Source organism: Arthrobacter sp. zg-Y895 (assembly GCF_020731025.1).
Classification (GTDB): Bacteria; Actinomycetota; Actinomycetes; order Actinomycetales; family Micrococcaceae; genus Arthrobacter_B.
Genome location: NZ_JAJFZY010000001.1, coordinates 1 through 14,755 on the forward strand (window position 1 = coordinate 1; position 14,755 = coordinate 14,755).

General features: G+C 65.4%; 12 protein-coding genes. 6 read left to right on the plus strand and 6 right to left on the minus strand.

Annotation, left to right across the window (positions count from 1 at the left end):
• Positions 1-593: 593 nt before the first annotated feature.
• From LJ760_RS00005 to LJ760_RS00015, 3 genes are all read right to left on the minus strand, one after another.
• On the minus strand, positions 594-1,382 hold the full coding sequence (locus LJ760_RS00005) for an MBL fold metallo-hydrolase (RefSeq protein ID WP_442860619.1): 789 nt from the start codon (positions 1,380-1,382) through the stop codon (positions 594-596).
• A 7-nt stretch (positions 1,383-1,389) separates the two neighbouring features.
• Entirely contained in the window at positions 1,390-2,496 is a 1,107-nt protein-coding gene (locus tag LJ760_RS00010) for a branched-chain amino acid aminotransferase (RefSeq protein WP_227918194.1), read from the minus strand.
• Between the two features lie 61 nt (positions 2,497-2,557).
• The gene (locus LJ760_RS00015) at positions 2,558-3,622 is read right to left on the minus strand and encodes a 3-isopropylmalate dehydrogenase (RefSeq protein WP_227918195.1); all 1,065 of its coding nucleotides are present in this window, start codon (positions 3,620-3,622) and stop codon (positions 2,558-2,560) included.
• A gap of 146 nt (positions 3,623-3,768) precedes the next feature.
• Between LJ760_RS00015 and LJ760_RS00020 the strand changes: the two genes are divergently transcribed.
• The 6 genes from LJ760_RS00020 to LJ760_RS00045 all read left to right on the plus strand — a co-directional run bounded on the left by LJ760_RS00020 (position 3,769) and on the right by LJ760_RS00045 (position 9,966).
• Entirely contained in the window at positions 3,769-4,959 is a 1,191-nt protein-coding gene (locus LJ760_RS00020) for a sensor histidine kinase (RefSeq protein ID WP_227918196.1), read from the plus strand.
• Positions 4,960-5,021: 62 nt separating this feature from the next.
• Positions 5,022-5,687, plus strand: coding sequence for a response regulator transcription factor (locus tag LJ760_RS00025; RefSeq protein ID WP_308036360.1), 666 nt, complete (start codon positions 5,022-5,024; stop codon positions 5,685-5,687).
• Between the two features lie 4 nt (positions 5,688-5,691).
• A complete protein-coding gene (locus LJ760_RS00030; protein ID WP_227918198.1) occupies positions 5,692-6,006 on the plus strand; it encodes an MmcQ/YjbR family DNA-binding protein in 315 nt (104 codons plus the stop codon).
• 67 nt (positions 6,007-6,073) lie between these two features.
• Positions 6,074-6,844: an ABC transporter ATP-binding protein gene (locus LJ760_RS00035; RefSeq protein WP_227918199.1), complete on the plus strand. Its 771-nt coding sequence runs from the start codon at positions 6,074-6,076 to the stop codon at positions 6,842-6,844.
• Between the two features lie 2 nt (positions 6,845-6,846).
• Positions 6,847-9,351: an ABC transporter permease gene (locus LJ760_RS00040; protein WP_227918200.1), complete on the plus strand. Its 2,505-nt coding sequence runs from the start codon at positions 6,847-6,849 to the stop codon at positions 9,349-9,351.
• Between the two features lie 111 nt (positions 9,352-9,462).
• Positions 9,463-9,966 carry a hypothetical protein gene (locus tag LJ760_RS00045; RefSeq protein WP_227918201.1) on the plus strand — a complete coding sequence of 168 codons (504 nt, stop codon included), beginning with the start codon at positions 9,463-9,465 and terminating at the stop codon, positions 9,964-9,966.
• 64 nt (positions 9,967-10,030) lie between these two features.
• Here the strand turns inward: LJ760_RS00045 and metG are convergent, their stop codons facing one another.
• The 3 genes from metG to ilvC all read right to left on the minus strand — a co-directional run bounded on the left by metG (position 10,031) and on the right by ilvC (position 14,735).
• The gene (gene metG, locus LJ760_RS00050) at positions 10,031-11,596 is read right to left on the minus strand and encodes a methionine--tRNA ligase (protein WP_227918202.1); all 1,566 of its coding nucleotides are present in this window, start codon (positions 11,594-11,596) and stop codon (positions 10,031-10,033) included.
• 333 nt (positions 11,597-11,929) lie between these two features.
• Positions 11,930-13,573 carry a phosphoglycerate dehydrogenase gene (gene serA, locus LJ760_RS00055; RefSeq protein ID WP_442860620.1) on the minus strand — a complete coding sequence of 548 codons (1,644 nt, stop codon included), beginning with the start codon at positions 13,571-13,573 and terminating at the stop codon, positions 11,930-11,932.
• Positions 13,574-13,709: 136 nt separating this feature from the next.
• Positions 13,710-14,735, minus strand: coding sequence for a ketol-acid reductoisomerase (ilvC, locus tag LJ760_RS00060; RefSeq protein ID WP_227918204.1), 1,026 nt, complete (start codon positions 14,733-14,735; stop codon positions 13,710-13,712).
• Between the last annotated feature and the right edge of the window lie 20 nt (positions 14,736-14,755).

Sequence of the window (14,755 nt, forward strand, 5' to 3'; positions counted from 1 at the left end):
CTAAATTCGAAACCGGCTAAAAAAACCGTCCCATACCCACGGGGTGGGCGGAAACGGCCTGTTCAACCAATCAAAATAAATTGGTATCAATAAACTTGGCACACTATTGAGTTCTCAAACAACAGACGCAATCCGAAAATACTCGGGAAAACAATGTTTTCCTTTTCTTCTTCGCTGCAATGTTTTATATCTTATTCCATTCCGGCGTTATTTGCAATTCGCGGTTTCCCTTGTCGGGAGCCCGTGAGAAGCGTTTTACGCCGTTCCGGACCCAGCATCCAACGGAGTCTTTTCCACCGGCCCTGCAAAGGGCGCGCACTGGTTGGACTCTGTTTTTTGTTGGGGTTTGGCCGCCATGCTCGGGCGCTTTTCCAGCGTCCCGGCCGCGGCGACTCATGTAACTTTACACATCGCTTCCGGTCCTTGCAAACCGGATCGAAGTGACCTGCCGCACTGGGACCGGGAACGGTTTTCCGTCCCCTGCCCTGCAACCGATGTTTCCATTTTAGGACTGTCCGGTTGCCCCCATGCAAGCCGGCAGCCCGTTTTCCTCGTCACACCCGTACGGACGTCTCCGGGCCCGGCCGCCTTCGTCAGCTGCGCTTCCGCAGATAGGCGAGCTGCGCGGCCACCGAGAGTTCCGCGGCACCGCGGACGTTCGCAGGCACATCGGAGTAGACCAGGTCAGCGATCTCCCCCGCACCGGTGTCCGGCCCGGCTTGTTCCAGGGCTGCCCGGATCTGCTCCAGACGCTCTTCGCGGTGGTCGCGGTAGGTCAGGACCAGGGAACTGAGGTCCGCCTGGGCCGGCCCGTGTCCGGGAAGGACCATGGCCGGCCCAAGGTTAGAGAGCATATCCAGCGTGTCCAGATAATCGCCGAGGGTTCCGTCCGGGTAATCCAGCACGGTAGTCCCCCGCCCCAGAATGGTGTCCCCCGTCAGGACGGAACCGTTGGCGCCGTCGTCGGGAAGCCAGAAGCACACCGAATCGGACGTGTGGCCCGGAGCCGCAAGGACCCGGATGTCCACGCCCGCGGCAGAGATCACTTCATCAGCCGCCAGCGGTTTGCCTGACACACAGAAAGCGGGATCGAAGGCCCGCACCGGAGCGCCGGTCAGTTCGGCGAACCGCCGGCTGGCCTCCGTGTGATCGGAATGCCGGTGGGTAATGAGCACCAGCTCGACGGTTCCGGCATCCGCCAGGGCCTGCAGATGCCCTTCGTCCTGTGGACCCGGGTCCACCACCACCGTGCTTCCGGATCCGGGGGCAGCCACGATGTAGCTGTTGGTGCCGTCCAGCGACATGGGGCCCGGGTTCGGCGCCAGCCTTACGCGGGTCAGGTCACTGCTGCGGACCACTCCGGATTCCGGAAGCATGGGCATGGTCTTCCTAGGCCAGGCGGGTCAGCCAGCCGTGGGTATCCTCCACGGTGCCGGTCTGGATGCCGAGCAGCTGCTCGCGGATGGACATGGTGACCTCGCCGGGCTTGGAGTCGGCGGAGCCGATGACCTCGTCCTCGGACTTGAGCTGGCCAATCGGGGTGATGACGGCGGCCGTGCCGCAGGCGAAGACTTCGGTGATGTCGCCGGAGGCAATGCCTTCGCGCCATTCGTCCAGGGTGATCTTTCGTTCCTGGACGTCCATGCCGCGGTCGCGGCCCAGCTGCAGCACGGACGAGCGGGTAATGCCGTGCAGGATGGTGCCGGACAGGGCGGGCGTGACCAGGCGGCCGTCCTTGAAGACGAAGAAGACGTTCATGCCGCCCAGTTCTTCAACGGCGTTGTCATTGAATTCGTCCAGGAACAGCACCTGCTTGCAGCCGTTCGCTTCGCCTTCCATCTGGGCGATGAGCGACGCCGCGTAGTTACCTCCGCATTTGGCTTCCCCGGTGCCGCCGCGGCCTGCGCGGGCGTATTTGGTGGAGAGCCAGATGGATACAGGCTTCAGTTCCCCGCCGAAGTAGTTTCCGGCCGGGGAAGCAATGACGCGGTAGGACACCTCGCGGGCAGGACGCACGCCGAGGAAGGCCTCGGTGGCGATCATGAACGGACGCAGGTACAGCGCAGCGCCTTCACCGTCCGGGATCCAGTCCTTATCCAGTGCCACCAGCTGGCGGATGGACTCCAGGAAGAGTTCCTCGGGCAGTTCGGGCAGGGCAAGCCGGCGGGCGGAAAGGTTCAGGCGGGCGGCGTTGGCTTCCGGACGGAAACTCACCACTGAGCCGTCTGCATGGCGGTAGACCTTCAGGCCCTCGAAAATCTCCTGGCCGTAGTGCAGCACGCCGGCGGCAGGATCAATGGAGATGGGGCCGTAGGGCTCAATGCGGGCGTTCTGCCACTCCTGCTCGCCGGACTCCCCCGCCTTCCAGTCAATGACGGCGGTGTGGTCGGTGAAGTAGTCGCCGAACCCGGGGTTTGCCAGGATGGCTGCACGCTCGGCGGCGGGCTTGGGATTGGTGGAAAGCTCCTGGGAAAACTCCAGTGCGCTGACGGTCATGATTCCTCCACTGTGAACGGCAAAAACCCGTTCTACGACTGCTTATTGGCTATGCACGAGCTTATGACACTGCGGTGGCAATGGCATCGCCGACCTCAGCGGTGGTACGCCGCGTTCCGTCCCGCCCGGCAAGGTCCTTTTCCACTGCCCGCTCCACCCTGGCCGCTTCATTGTCGAAGCCGAGGTGCTGCAGCAGCAGCGCGGCCGAAAGAATGGCTGCAGTGGGATCGGCCTTTTGCTGCCCGGCGATATCCGGAGCGGAGCCGTGGACCGGCTCGAACATGGACGGAAAAGTCCGGTCCATGTTGATGTTTCCGGAGGCAGCCAGGCCGATCCCGCCGGTGATCGCCGCTGCGAGGTCCGTGATGATGTCGCCGAACAGGTTGTCGGTGACAATCACGTCGAAGCGTGACGGATCGCTCACCATAAAGATCGTTGCGGCATCCACGTGCAGATAGTCATGCGTCACCTCCGGGAACTCCGCGGCCACCTTCTCCACGGTGCGTTTCCAGAGCCTGCCGGCATTCACCAGTACGTTGTGCTTGTGGACCAGGGTCAAGTGGCGGCGCGGCCGGGCAGCGGCCCGGCGGAAGGCATCGCGGACCACCCGTTCCACGCCGTATGCAGTGTTCAGGGATACCTCGGTGGCGATTTCCTGCGGCGTGCCCTCCCGCAGCACTCCCCCGTTTCCGGCGTAGGGACCCTCGGTACCTTCGCGCACCACAATGAAGTCCACGTTGCCCGGAGCAGAGAGCGGGCCGCGCACACCCGGGTACAGGCGGGACGGCCGCAGGTTGACGTAGTGGTCCAGGCTGAACCGCAGCTTCAGCAGCAGTTCGCGTTCAATCAGGCCGGACGGGACGAGCGTGTCCCCCGGTGCGGCACCCACGGCGCCGAACAGGATGGCATCGTGTCCCTTGAGTGCTTCCAGTGTGTGCTCCGGAAGCGTCTCTCCGGTTTCCAGCCAGTGCTCCGCCCCCAGCGGGTACTCCGTCAGCTCAAACCGGACGGGGCTGCCGCCGGTAACCGCCAGCAGCACCTTCACTGCTTCCGCGGTGACCTCAGGGCCAATCCCGTCTCCGGGGATGACAGCCAGGGAAATGGTTCGGGGTGTTTCGTCGCTCATGCTGCCCATCCTAGGAAACCGGTCCAGATACCGGGCAACCCGTCCCGCATCGTGGACACCCGGGACGGACCTCCGGGACGCCACCCCCGGGAGTTCAACCCGCAGTATGACGCGCGGACGCCCGAACACCCCTAAAGTTGGTTTCCATGCTCGTGCACCGACGACTCTATGCCTGGCTGCAGGCGAACTCCGGGAAAGTGAACTTCTGGCAGGCAATCGCTGCCACGCTCATCTTCGCCGTCCCCTTCCTGCTGACGGGAGGAGGACAAAACGTCGAGTTCTTCCTGTCCGCGGCCATCTGCATGAGCCTGGCCTGGCGCCGCAGCCGCCCGGTGGCGGCAGCCGCCGTCCAAGCCGCCGCCTGTGTCCTCCAGCTTTTCCTGGTCCCGGTCACCGGCCTGCCGGCAGACATCTTCGTGCTGGTCACTGTGTATTCCCTGGCTGCCTTCGCCCCGCGCTGGGCGAGCATTGCCGGACTGGCCCTGGCCGCCATCGGCGGGGCACTCTTCCTGATCCGGTATATCTTCCCCGACATCGCCGGGGAGGGCACTTCCGTCATCGCCGTCATCGACCTCGTCGCCGTCGAAGCGGTGGTCCTGGTGGCATGGACGTTCGGCGACCTGACCCGCACCCGGCGGCTGGCCGTGCAGGCGCTCCAGGACCGGGCACATCGGCTCGAAGTGGAACGCGAACAGGAGCGTGAACTCGCCGCCGCCGATGAGCGCAGCCATATCGCCCGGGAAATGCACGACATCGTGGCGCACTCACTCTCCGTGATCATCACCCAGGCTGACGGTGCCCGGTATGCGAGCGCCGAGGACCCGGAGATCGCACCGAAGACGCTGGGCGTCATTGCGGAAACGGGCCGTGGTTCCCTGCGGGAGATGCGCCGCCTGCTTGGCGTCCTGCGTGGCGACGAAGCCGCTTCCACCCGTCCCCTCCCTTCCCTCGCCGACCTCGAGGAACTGCTGGGAACGGTCAAGCGCAGCGGAATGGAAACCACCCTCAGCATCACGGGAACACCCCGCCGCCCCCTTCCTCCGGGGGCAGAGCTGACGGCGTACCGTGTGGTCCAGGAATCTCTGACGAACGTACTCAAACACGCGGGACGGGATGCGAGCGCCGAGGTCACCCTACGGTGGACTCCGGGCGGACTGGAACTGGGCGTCGACGACGACGGGCTGGGCGCGGCGTCGGCACTATACGACGACGGCGTCGGGCAGGGCATCAAGGGCATGGCCGAGCGGCTGTCCCTCTACGATGGAACGTTGAAGGCCGCCCCTGCGGCCGGCGGAGGATTCCGCGTTGAAGCATTCATTCCCTACACGGAGGCCTAGCACCAGTGCCGGATTCCCCCTGGACTGCAGCGTCCGACCCGTCCACCGAGCCCGCAGCCCGCATCCGGGTACTCCTCGTTGATGACCAGCAACTGGTGCGCGGCGGGTTCCGGATGCTGATCAATTCACAGCCGGACCTCAAGGTTGTTGCCGAAGCCGGTAACGGCCGCGAGGCGCTGGCCGCGCTGGCAGCCGTGTCTGCCGACGTCGTACTGATGGACGTGCGCATGCCCGGGATGGACGGCATCGAAGCCACCTCCCGGATTCTGGACGGAGACACCGGCGGCGGACCGAAGGTCGTAGTCCTGACCACCTTCGACCTGGACGAATACGCGCTCACCGCCATCCAGGCCGGTGCCAGCGGATTCCTCCTGAAGGACGCACCGCCCGAGGAACTCCTGGAGGCCATCCGGACCGTGTACCGCGGGGACGCCGTCATTGCACCGTCCACCACGCGGCGCCTGCTGGACCACGTCGCTCCACTGCTGCGCACGGCCGGTGCGCCGGGCAGCCGGCATGCCGACGCCGTCGCCTCCCTGACCCCGCGCGAACACGAGGTGTTCACCCTGATTGCGCAGGGCCTGTCCAATCCGGAAATCGCGGCGAAGCTGTACCTGTCCGAAGCCACCGTGAAAACACATGTGGGACACATCCTGGCCAAGCTGGAGGCACGGGACCGGGTCCAGGCCGTGGTCATTGCCTACGAGACGGGGATTGTCGCACCCTAGGGAGATGGTCACCGTCGACGACGTTCGCTCCATCTGCCTCTCCCTCCCCGGCGTGACGGAGCGCCTCAGCTGGAAGCAGCCGGCCTGGTTCGCCCGTACCCTGATGGCGCGGATGTGGGAGGAAGATGTCCTGACCGTGAAGAGCGCCGAACGTGAGGCGCTGGCGGCGCTGCAGCCGGACCTGTTCTATTGGACGCCGCACCACAACCGGTCCCCCTTGCTCCTCCTGGCCCGGCTGGAGCATCTGCCTCCGGATGAACTGTCCGAGCTGCTCCGCGAGTCCTACCGGCTGGCCGGCCCCCTTCCACCCACGGTATGAGACGCGGAGAAAAATGACCTCCTGCCCTCCGATGTAACCGCATGCGCCCCGGCAATACTGTGGCGGTATGACATCACTCGCACAGCATTCCCCTGCGGCCGGCTCCGGAAAACCGCGTCTCGCCGCCGCCGCACAGCTCCTGAATAAGACCTACGGAACCGGCGACACCCGCGTCCACGCCCTGAAGGACGTGGACGTAAGCTTCGAATCCGGTACGTTCACCGCCATCATGGGCCCCTCCGGCTCCGGAAAATCCACCCTGATGCACTGCCTTGCCGGCCTGGACACCGCAGACTCGGGCCGCATCTGGGTAGGCGGCACTGAAATCACCGGGTTGAAGGACGCCGATCTCACCCGCCTTCGCCGCGACAGCGTCGGATTTGTCTTCCAGTCCTTCAACCTCGTGCCCACGCTGACCGCGGAGCAGAACATCACACTGCCGGTATCCCTGGCCAACGGCACCGTGGACCGTGATTGGCTGGACTTCATCACCGAAACCCTCGGCCTGCGGGACCGGCTTCGGCACCGCCCCCACGAGCTTTCCGGCGGCCAGCAGCAGCGCGTGGCGGTGGCCCGGGCCCTGCTGACCCGCCCGCATGTACTCTTCGGCGACGAACCCACCGGCAACCTGGACTCGAAGTCCGGTGCCGAGGTGCTCTCGCTCCTTCGCCGCTCCACCAAGGAGTTCGGCCAGAGCATCATCATGGTGACGCACGACCCCGTGGCCGCTTCCTATGCGGACCGTGTGCTCCTGATGAACGACGGCGCCCTGGTCGGGGAACTGGCACAGCCCACCCCCGAGTCCGTGCTCGCCGCCCTCACCAAGCTGGGGGCATAAGCATGCTGCAGGTAGCCCTGGCGCAGGTGCGCCTGAACGCCCGGCGGTTCATCGCCGTTTCCCTGGCGGTGCTGATAGCCGTCGGCTTCCTCACCGCCACCCTCATCATCAATTCCTCGTCCAAGGCCTCGCTGACGCAGAGCGTCGGGGAGGCGTACCGGAACGCCGATCTGCTCGTCACCAGGGATATGTACAGTGCGGACGCGGCCGTACTGGATGAAGAAACCGCCGCCCTGGTCCGGGACACCCCCGGCGTGGAGGGCATCTACGCGGCCCGGCAGTCCTACGTCGCCTTCGGCAAGGACCTGAACGTCGCCCAGCTGGGCAACACCTCTGAGCACGCGGACCTCTTCCCCGTGGACATACTCCAGGGAACGCTCCCGGTCGCTGACAACGAAGTGGCCGTGGACAAGGATACGGCCGAGCGCCAGGAGCTGACCGAGGGGTCGGTGCTACCCCTCACCGCCTTTATCGATGACCCCACAGGTGAGCAACAAACGGCCGAGCTCACGGTCACTGCCCTGGTGTCCGCGTCCAAGGACCCGCAGCTCATGGGAACCCCACAGCTGTATTCGACCTCTGCGACGGCGGCTGAATTCGGTGAGCCCGGGTCCGGTTTCACCAGTATCCAGGTGGCACTGGCCGACGGCGCCTCAGTGGAGGACGTCCGCGCAGCACTGGAGCAGGACATCAGCGGCCTGGAGGGTGTGTACGTCCGCACCGCGCAGGAACAGACGGACGCTGTGGTTGCCTCCTTCACCGGAGGGGAAGACATCCTCACCACCATCCTGCTGGCCTTCGCTGCCGTGGCCCTGCTGGTCTGTGCCCTTGTGGTCTCCAATACCTTCTCGGTGCTGGTGGCCCAGCGCACGCGGGAACTTGCCCTCCTCCGGTGCATTGGCGCCGCCCGCTCGCAGATCCGCCGCTCCGTCATCGTGGAAGCACTGATCGTTGGCATCGTGGCCTCAGTTGCCGGGGTCCTCGCAGCCATTGCACTCGTTGGCGGCATTATCGCCTACCTGAAAACCATCCCGGAGAGCGGCTTCGCAACGCTGTCGGTCTCCCCGCTGGCCGTCATCGCCGGACTGGGTGTCGGCATTCTGATGACAGTGCTGGCCTCGCTGGTTCCGGCACGCGCCGCCACCGCCGTAGCACCCCTTGCCGCACTGCGTCCGGCCGACGACGTCCGTGCCGGGACCCGGCGCGGCCGGGTCCGCCTGGGCATCGGCATGGTCCTGCTCGCCGGCGGCGCAGCACTGCTGGCTGTCGGAGCGGTGAAAGGCAACCTCCTGATTGCGTTGCCCGGCGGCATGCTGAGCTTTGTGGGCGTGCTGATGTGCGCCACCCTCTTTGTTCCTTCCCTGGTGCGTACCGTCGGCCGGATAGCCGCACCGTTGGGCGTCCCGGGCAGACTGGCGGCACTCAATGCCGTCCGCAACCCCCAGCGCACCTCCGCCACCTCCTCCGCCCTGCTGATCGGCGTCACCCTGGTGACCATGATGATGACGGGTGCTGCAACCGTCCGGACCTCCCTCGACGACGTGCTGGCCGCCGAGTACCCGGTGGATATCAGCATCAGCGGGCCCTCCGACGAGTCGCCGTTCACCTCCACCGACGCCGAAGCTTCCGGTGCCGTGGAGGGCGTCGAGGAAGCGGTGCTGGTTCCGCCGGCTGGCATGACCGAGACGGAATACGGACCGTACGGTGTATATGCGCTGGACCCTGCCGACGCGGCGAAGGTACTGCAGGATTCCGCCCTGGTACTGGAGTCAGGCGTCATCCTGATGCCGCAGGGAACCTCGGAAAAAACACTTACGGTTCAGGGTGCGTCCAAGAGCGTCGAGCTGAAGGTGGTGGTTTCACGAAGCAGCCAGATGCAGCCGCTGATCAGCGCCTCCACGGCCGAAGCCCTCGGCGGCCTGCCCGCCTCGGCGGCGGAAGACATGTATCCCCCGCAGCCACAGTTGTGGCTTACAGCGGTCGACGGCCTGAACACCAACGAGCTGATGGACCTGCGCACCGACCTCGCCGCGGCGGTGGACGTGGAGGACTACGCAGTCTCGGGCTCGGCCATTGAGCGGGGGGCTTTTGAACAGGTCATCAACGTCCTGCTGATGGTGGTCACCGGACTGCTGGGAGTGGCAGTGGTGATTGCCCTGGTGGGTGTGGCCAACACCCTCTCCCTGTCTGTACTGGAACGCACCCGCGAGTCCTCACTGCTGCGCGCACTGGGCCTGACCCGGGGACAACTGCGCGGCATGCTCGCACTGGAAGCCGTGCTGATCGCCGGGGTGGCCGCCCTGATGGGCAGCATCCTGGGCTCGCTCTACGGCTGGCTGGGAGCGGAATCCGCGCTGGGTTCCTTTACCACCGTGGCGTTGTCGCTGCCGTGGCTGCAGCTGATCGCAGTCCTGGCCGTAGCACTCCTGGCCGGGTTGGCGGCGTCCGTGCTTCCCGCCCGCCGGGCGGCACGGCTCTCCCCCGTGGCGGGGCTGGCAGCGGACTAGCTCCTCGCGGTCCGGGCGCCGATCTGCAAGGATACTGAACAGGATGAATTACTAAGCAGGCTGAGTTCAGCCGGCACCACGAGATGCATCCGGACGACGTGAGGAGAGCACATGCAGCAGTTCCAGACGGAACACGAATCCCTGGCCGCTTATCTGGACGACCACCTGGTCGGGGCGGAAACAGGTGTCCGCCTGTTCACCGCCGCTCAGCGCACCTGGGAGGGATCCCCCTATGAGGAGACCTTCGCCCGTCTCGCGGAAGAGATTTCCGATGAACGCGACGAACTGGAATCCCTGATCCATGCGCTGGGCTATTCGCGCAGCAAGGTGAAGGCGGCTGCGGCCATGGTGGGGGCCGCAGCCGGCAAGCTGGGTCCGCTGAATCCGCTCAGCACCGGCGGCGGTGCCACGGGACAGCTGGAACTGGAGTCCCTGCAGTCCCTGGTCCGGATGAAGGAATCCCTGTGGCGGACCCTGCTGGTGCTCTCGGCCAAGGACCCCCGGTTCAATACGGCCCGCCTGCAGGAACTCACCGAAACCGCCCGCCGGCAGCAGGAAGACGTTGCCGGCGTGATGGAACGGACGGCCGCAGAGCGGTTCCTCGAATCCGCCTAACCTGCTTGACCTGCCCAGTAGGACAAAAACACCCCCGGCAACCTGCCGGGGGTGTTTTTATGTCTTAGGCCTGTTCGGCCGGTTCCTCGTACTTCGGGAAGATGGGGGTCGGAGCCGGCAGTCCGGTGCCCGGCACCAGCGGAGTGCCGATGGCCGTGAACAGGCGGGCGTCCCCGTCGGGCTGGCCCAGGACGGTGAGCAGCTTCGACGCACTTTCCGGCATCACCGGCTGGATCAGGATGGCCACCATGCGCAGCACCTCGAGGGTCACGTAGAGCACGGTGTTCATGCGCTCGACGTCGGTCTTCCGCAGCACCCACGGTGCCTGATCGGCGAAGTAGGCGTTGGTGTCGCCGAGGACCTTCCATGTGGCTTCCAGTGCGCCGTGGAAATCCTGGACCTCGTAGGCCTCGCGGGAGATCTGCAGCAGGTTTCCGGCCGCTTCCAGCAGCGCAGTGTCCTCAGGGGTGAACGCTCCGGGCTGCGGCACCGCTGCGCCGCAGTTCTTGGCCACCATGGACAGTGAGCGCTGGGCGAGGTTGCCCAGGTTGTTGGCGAGGTCGGAATTCATCCGCCCGACGACGGCGTCGTGGTTGTAGGAGCCGTCCGCGCCGAAGGGCACCTCGCGCAGCAGGAAGAACCGCACCGAGTCCAGGCCGTACTGCTCGGCCCAGGCCTTCGGAGCCACCACGTTGCCCAGGGACTTGGACATCTTGACGCCCTTGTTGTGCAGGAAGCCGTGGATCATGATCCGCTTGGGCAGCTCCAGCTTGGCGGACATCAGGAACGCCGGCCAGAAGATGGCGTGGAAGCGGGAGATGTCCTTGCCGATCACGTGCACATCGGCCGGCCAGTACTTCTTGAACGCTTCGCTTTCGGTATCCGGGAAGCCGACGCCGGTGAGGTAGTTGGTCAAGGCATCCACCCACACGTACATCACGTGGTCCGGGTTGCCCGGCACGGGAACACCCCAGTCGAAGGTGGTCCGGGAAATGGAGAGGTCCTCCAAGCCGCCCTTGACGAAGCTGATGACCTCGTTGAACCGCGAGCGCGGGGCTGCGAAGTCCGGCTGGGACTCGTACAGGGCCAGCAGCCGGTCCTGGTAGGCGGAGAGGCGGAAGAAGTAGCTTTCCTCTTCCGTCCAGGTCACCTCGGTGTCGGTTTCCTTGGAGTAACGGACGCCGTCGTCGCGGACCTCGGTCTCGTCCTCGGTGTAGTACGCCTCATCCCGTACGGAGTACCAGCCGGAGTACTTGGAGAGGTAGATGTCGCCGTTCTCCTCCATCCGCTTCCAGATGGCCTGCGCAGCGGCGTAGTGGTCGGCGTCGGTGGTGCGGATGAACCGGTCGTAGGAGGTGCCCATGTCCGCTTCCATCTGCTTAAAGGCGGCGGAGTTGCGGTCCGCGAGTTCCTTGGCGGTAACGCCTTCCTTGTCCGCGGACTGCTGCATCTTCAGGCCGTGCTCGTCCGTGCCCGTCATAAAGAACACGTCGTAGCCGTCGAGGCGCTTGAAGCGGGCCATGGCGTCCGTGGCGATGTGCTCGTAGGCGTGCCCGATGTGGGGTTCGCCGTTCGGGTAGGAGATGGCCGTGGTGATGTAGAACGGGGTCTTGGAATCGGAAGAAGTCACATAAGAAAATTACCCTGTTTTAGCGGGACTTGTCGCTTCGGTCCTGTCCGGCGGGCGAGGCCCGGAAGGACGACGGTGTAAAAAGGCTGATGGTGCACGCCGTTCCCACGATGCTGCGGTAAGGCAACCAGGAGTCCCCCTGCGGCAGGAGGAGGCACTCGGCCCGATACACGCCGCCAGCAGCAGGGCGCCCGCCGTCCAGAACCGCTCGTGCGGCGGCCTGGCCTGCTCCGCCGGGGACTGTGACATGGCCCCAGCGTAGCGAGAAGGCCGGCCCCCTTCGGGACCGGCCTTCCGGTGTGCTGCGCTGCCCTCCGGACAGTGGCTGTGCTGCTAGTCCTGCAGGTCCACCTCGCGGGCCACGGTGGCACCGATTTCGAGCTTCAGCGCCTCCAGCACGTCCTGCGGCACCGAGGAATCCACGGTCAGCAGGGACAGGGCCTGGCCGCCCTCCGAGTTGCGGGCCACCTGCATGCCTGCAATGTTGATCTCCTTCTCGCCCAGGACCCGGCCCAAGGCGCCGATGACGCCGGGACGGTCCTGGTAGATCAGCACAATGAGGTGCTCGCTGATGGGGATTTCCAGGTCGTAGCCGTTCACGCCCACGAGCTTCTGGATCTGCTTCGGACCCGTAAGGGTTCCGGAGACCTCAAGCCGGGTCCCGTCGGACAGGGCGCCGCGGATGGTCAGCAGGTTGCGGTAGTCATCCACGTCCGGGGTGGTCAGCAGCCGGACCTCGATGCCGCGCTGTTCGGCGAGGACCGGAGCATTCACGTAGGAGACCTGCTCGGACACGATGTCCGTGAAGATCCCCTTCAGCGCCGCCAGCTCAAGTGCCTTCACATCAAGGGCGGCAATTTCTCCGGCTACTTCGATGTCGATGGCGGTCACGGAGTCCGAGGCCAGGGCGGTGAAGATCCGGCCCAGCTTTTCGATGAGCGGGATGCCGGGCCGAACGTCCTCGGCAATGACGCCGCCGGCCACGTTCACGGCGTCGGGCACCAGTTCCCCGGCCAGGGCCAGGCGGACGGACTTCGCCACCGAAATGCCGGCCTTTTCCTGCGCTTCGGCGGTGGAGGCACCCAGATGCGGGGTGACCACCACGTTGTCCAGGGCGAAGAAGGACAGGTCGGTGCTGGGTTCCTTGACGAACACGTCCACGCCGGCGCCGGCGATCTTTCCTGCCTGCAGTGCCTCGAACAGGGCCGCTTCGTCCACGAGGCCGCCGCGGGCCACGTTCACCACGTAGGCGGTGTCCTTCATCTTCTCGAACGCCTCGGCGCCGAGCATGCCCAGGGTTTCCGGGGTCTTGGGCATGTGGATGGTGACGAAGTCCGACTCGGCGAGCAGCTCGTCGAGGGACACCAGCCGGACATTCAGCTGGGCGGCGCGGGCGGAGGTGACATACGGGTCATAGGCGAGGATCTCGGTGCCGAAGCCCTGCATGCGTGCGGCCACCAGGGCGCCGATGCGGCCCAGGCCGATGATGCCGATCTTCTTTTCGAACAGTTCGGTGCCGCTGTACTTGGAGCGCTTCCATTCGCCGTTCTTCAGGGCGGCGCTGGCCTGCGGGATGTTCCGGGCCAGGGACACGATGTGCCCCACCGTCAGTTCCGCCGCGGAGATGATGTTCGACGTCGGCGCGTTGACCACCATCACGCCGGCCTGCGTGGCGGCCTTGATGTCCACGTTGTCCAGGCCCACGCCGGCCCGGGCAATAACCTTGAGGTTCCTGGCGGCGGCGATCGCTTCGGCATCCACCTGCGTGGCGGACCGCACGAGGATGGCGTCGACGTCGGCAATCGCGGCCAGGAGCTGGGAGCGGTCGGCGCCGTCGGTGGTGCGGATGTCGAAGTCGGGGCCGAGGGCCTCGACGGTGGCGGGCGAGAGTTCCTCCGCAAGGAGTACGACTGGTTTGGTGGCAGACACCGATGACCTCTTTACACTTGGAAGATTTCTTTGAAGATTTCTTTGCATTGGAAGATGTGATGGGGCATTTCGTGCAGGAGGCCGGACCCGTGGGGTCCGGCCTCCTTGCCGATTCGGCTTGCTTTTCGAGCTTATCGCGCAGGTGCGGGCGCAGGACGAATCGGCGCCGGAGATTACGGTCCGGCTAGCGGGCTACCGAACCCTCGGTGTAGTCGTCGTCATTCTTGATCCAGGAGAAGAGCTTGCGCAGTTCACGGCCGGTGGATTCGATGGGGTGATCTTCACCCTTCTTACGCAGTGCCTTGAACTCGGGGGCACCGGCGTCCTGGTCATCGATGAAGCGCTTGGCGAAGGCACCGTTCTGGATGTCGGCCAGGACGGCCTTCATGTTTTCCTTCACGTGCTCGTCGATGACGCGCGGGCCGGAGACGTAGTCGCCGTATTCGGCGGTGTCCGAGACGCTCCAGCGCTGCTTGGCGATGCCGCCTTCGACCATCAGGTCCACGATCAGCTTCAGTTCGTGCAGTACCTCGAAGTAGGCGACCTCCGGCTGGTAGCCGGCTTCGGTCAGCGTTTCGAAGCCGTACTGGATCAGCTGAGACGCGCCGCCGCAGAGGACCGCCTGCTCGCCGAAGAGGTCCGTTTCGGTTTCTTCGGTGAAGGTGGTTTCGATGACGCCGGCGCGGGTGCCGCCGATGGCCTTGGCGTAGGACAGGGCCAGTTCCTTGGCGGTTCCGGAGGGGTTCTGCTCCACGGCGATCAGGTCCGGGACGCCGCGGCCGGCTTCGAATTCGCGGCGCACAATGTGGCCCGGGCCCTTGGGTGCCACGAGCGCGACGTCGACGTCGGCCGGCGGCTGGATGTAGCCGTAGCGGATGTTGAAGCCGTGCCCGAAGAACAGGGCGTCGCCGGCCTGCAGGTTCGGGGCGATGTCCTCGGCGTAGACGAAACGCTGCACCTGGTCAGGGGTAAGCACCATGATCAGGTCCGCTTCGGCGACGGCGTCCGCCACGTTCAGCACCCGCAGGCCCTCCGCCTCTGCCTTGGCACGCGAGGCGGAACCTTCCTTGAGGCCCACGCGGACGTCCACGCCGGAGTCGCGCAGGCTGAGGGCATGGGCGTGACCCTGGCTTCCGTAGCCGATGACGGCGACCGTACGGCCCTGGATGATCGACAGGTCTGCGTCGTCGTCGTAATACATGTCAGTCACTTTGGTTATCTCCTACTGGT

What these genes read in the sequence shown, in the direction of transcription:
- LJ760_RS00005 (WP_442860619.1), bottom strand. Translation starts at nt 1,382, where the DNA reads ATGCCCATGCTTCCGGAATCCGGAGTGGTCCGCAGCAGTGACCTGACC.
- LJ760_RS00030 (WP_227918198.1), top strand. Translation starts at nt 5,692, where the DNA reads ATGGTCACCGTCGACGACGTTCGCTCCATCTGCCTCTCCCTCCCCGGC.
- LJ760_RS00035 (WP_227918199.1), top strand. Translation starts at nt 6,074, where the DNA reads ATGACATCACTCGCACAGCATTCCCCTGCGGCCGGCTCCGGAAAACCG.
- LJ760_RS00015 (WP_227918195.1), bottom strand. Translation starts at nt 3,622, where the DNA reads ATGAGCGACGAAACACCCCGAACCATTTCCCTGGCTGTCATCCCCGGA.
- LJ760_RS00020 (WP_227918196.1), top strand. Translation starts at nt 3,769, where the DNA reads ATGCTCGTGCACCGACGACTCTATGCCTGGCTGCAGGCGAACTCCGGG.
- serA (WP_442860620.1), bottom strand. Translation starts at nt 13,573, where the DNA reads ATGCAAAGAAATCTTCAAAGAAATCTTCCAAGTGTAAAGAGGTCATCG.
- LJ760_RS00010 (WP_227918194.1), bottom strand. Translation starts at nt 2,496, where the DNA reads ATGACCGTCAGCGCACTGGAGTTTTCCCAGGAGCTTTCCACCAATCCC.
- LJ760_RS00040 (WP_227918200.1), top strand. Translation starts at nt 6,847, where the DNA reads ATGCTGCAGGTAGCCCTGGCGCAGGTGCGCCTGAACGCCCGGCGGTTC.
- LJ760_RS00045 (WP_227918201.1), top strand. Translation starts at nt 9,463, where the DNA reads ATGCAGCAGTTCCAGACGGAACACGAATCCCTGGCCGCTTATCTGGAC.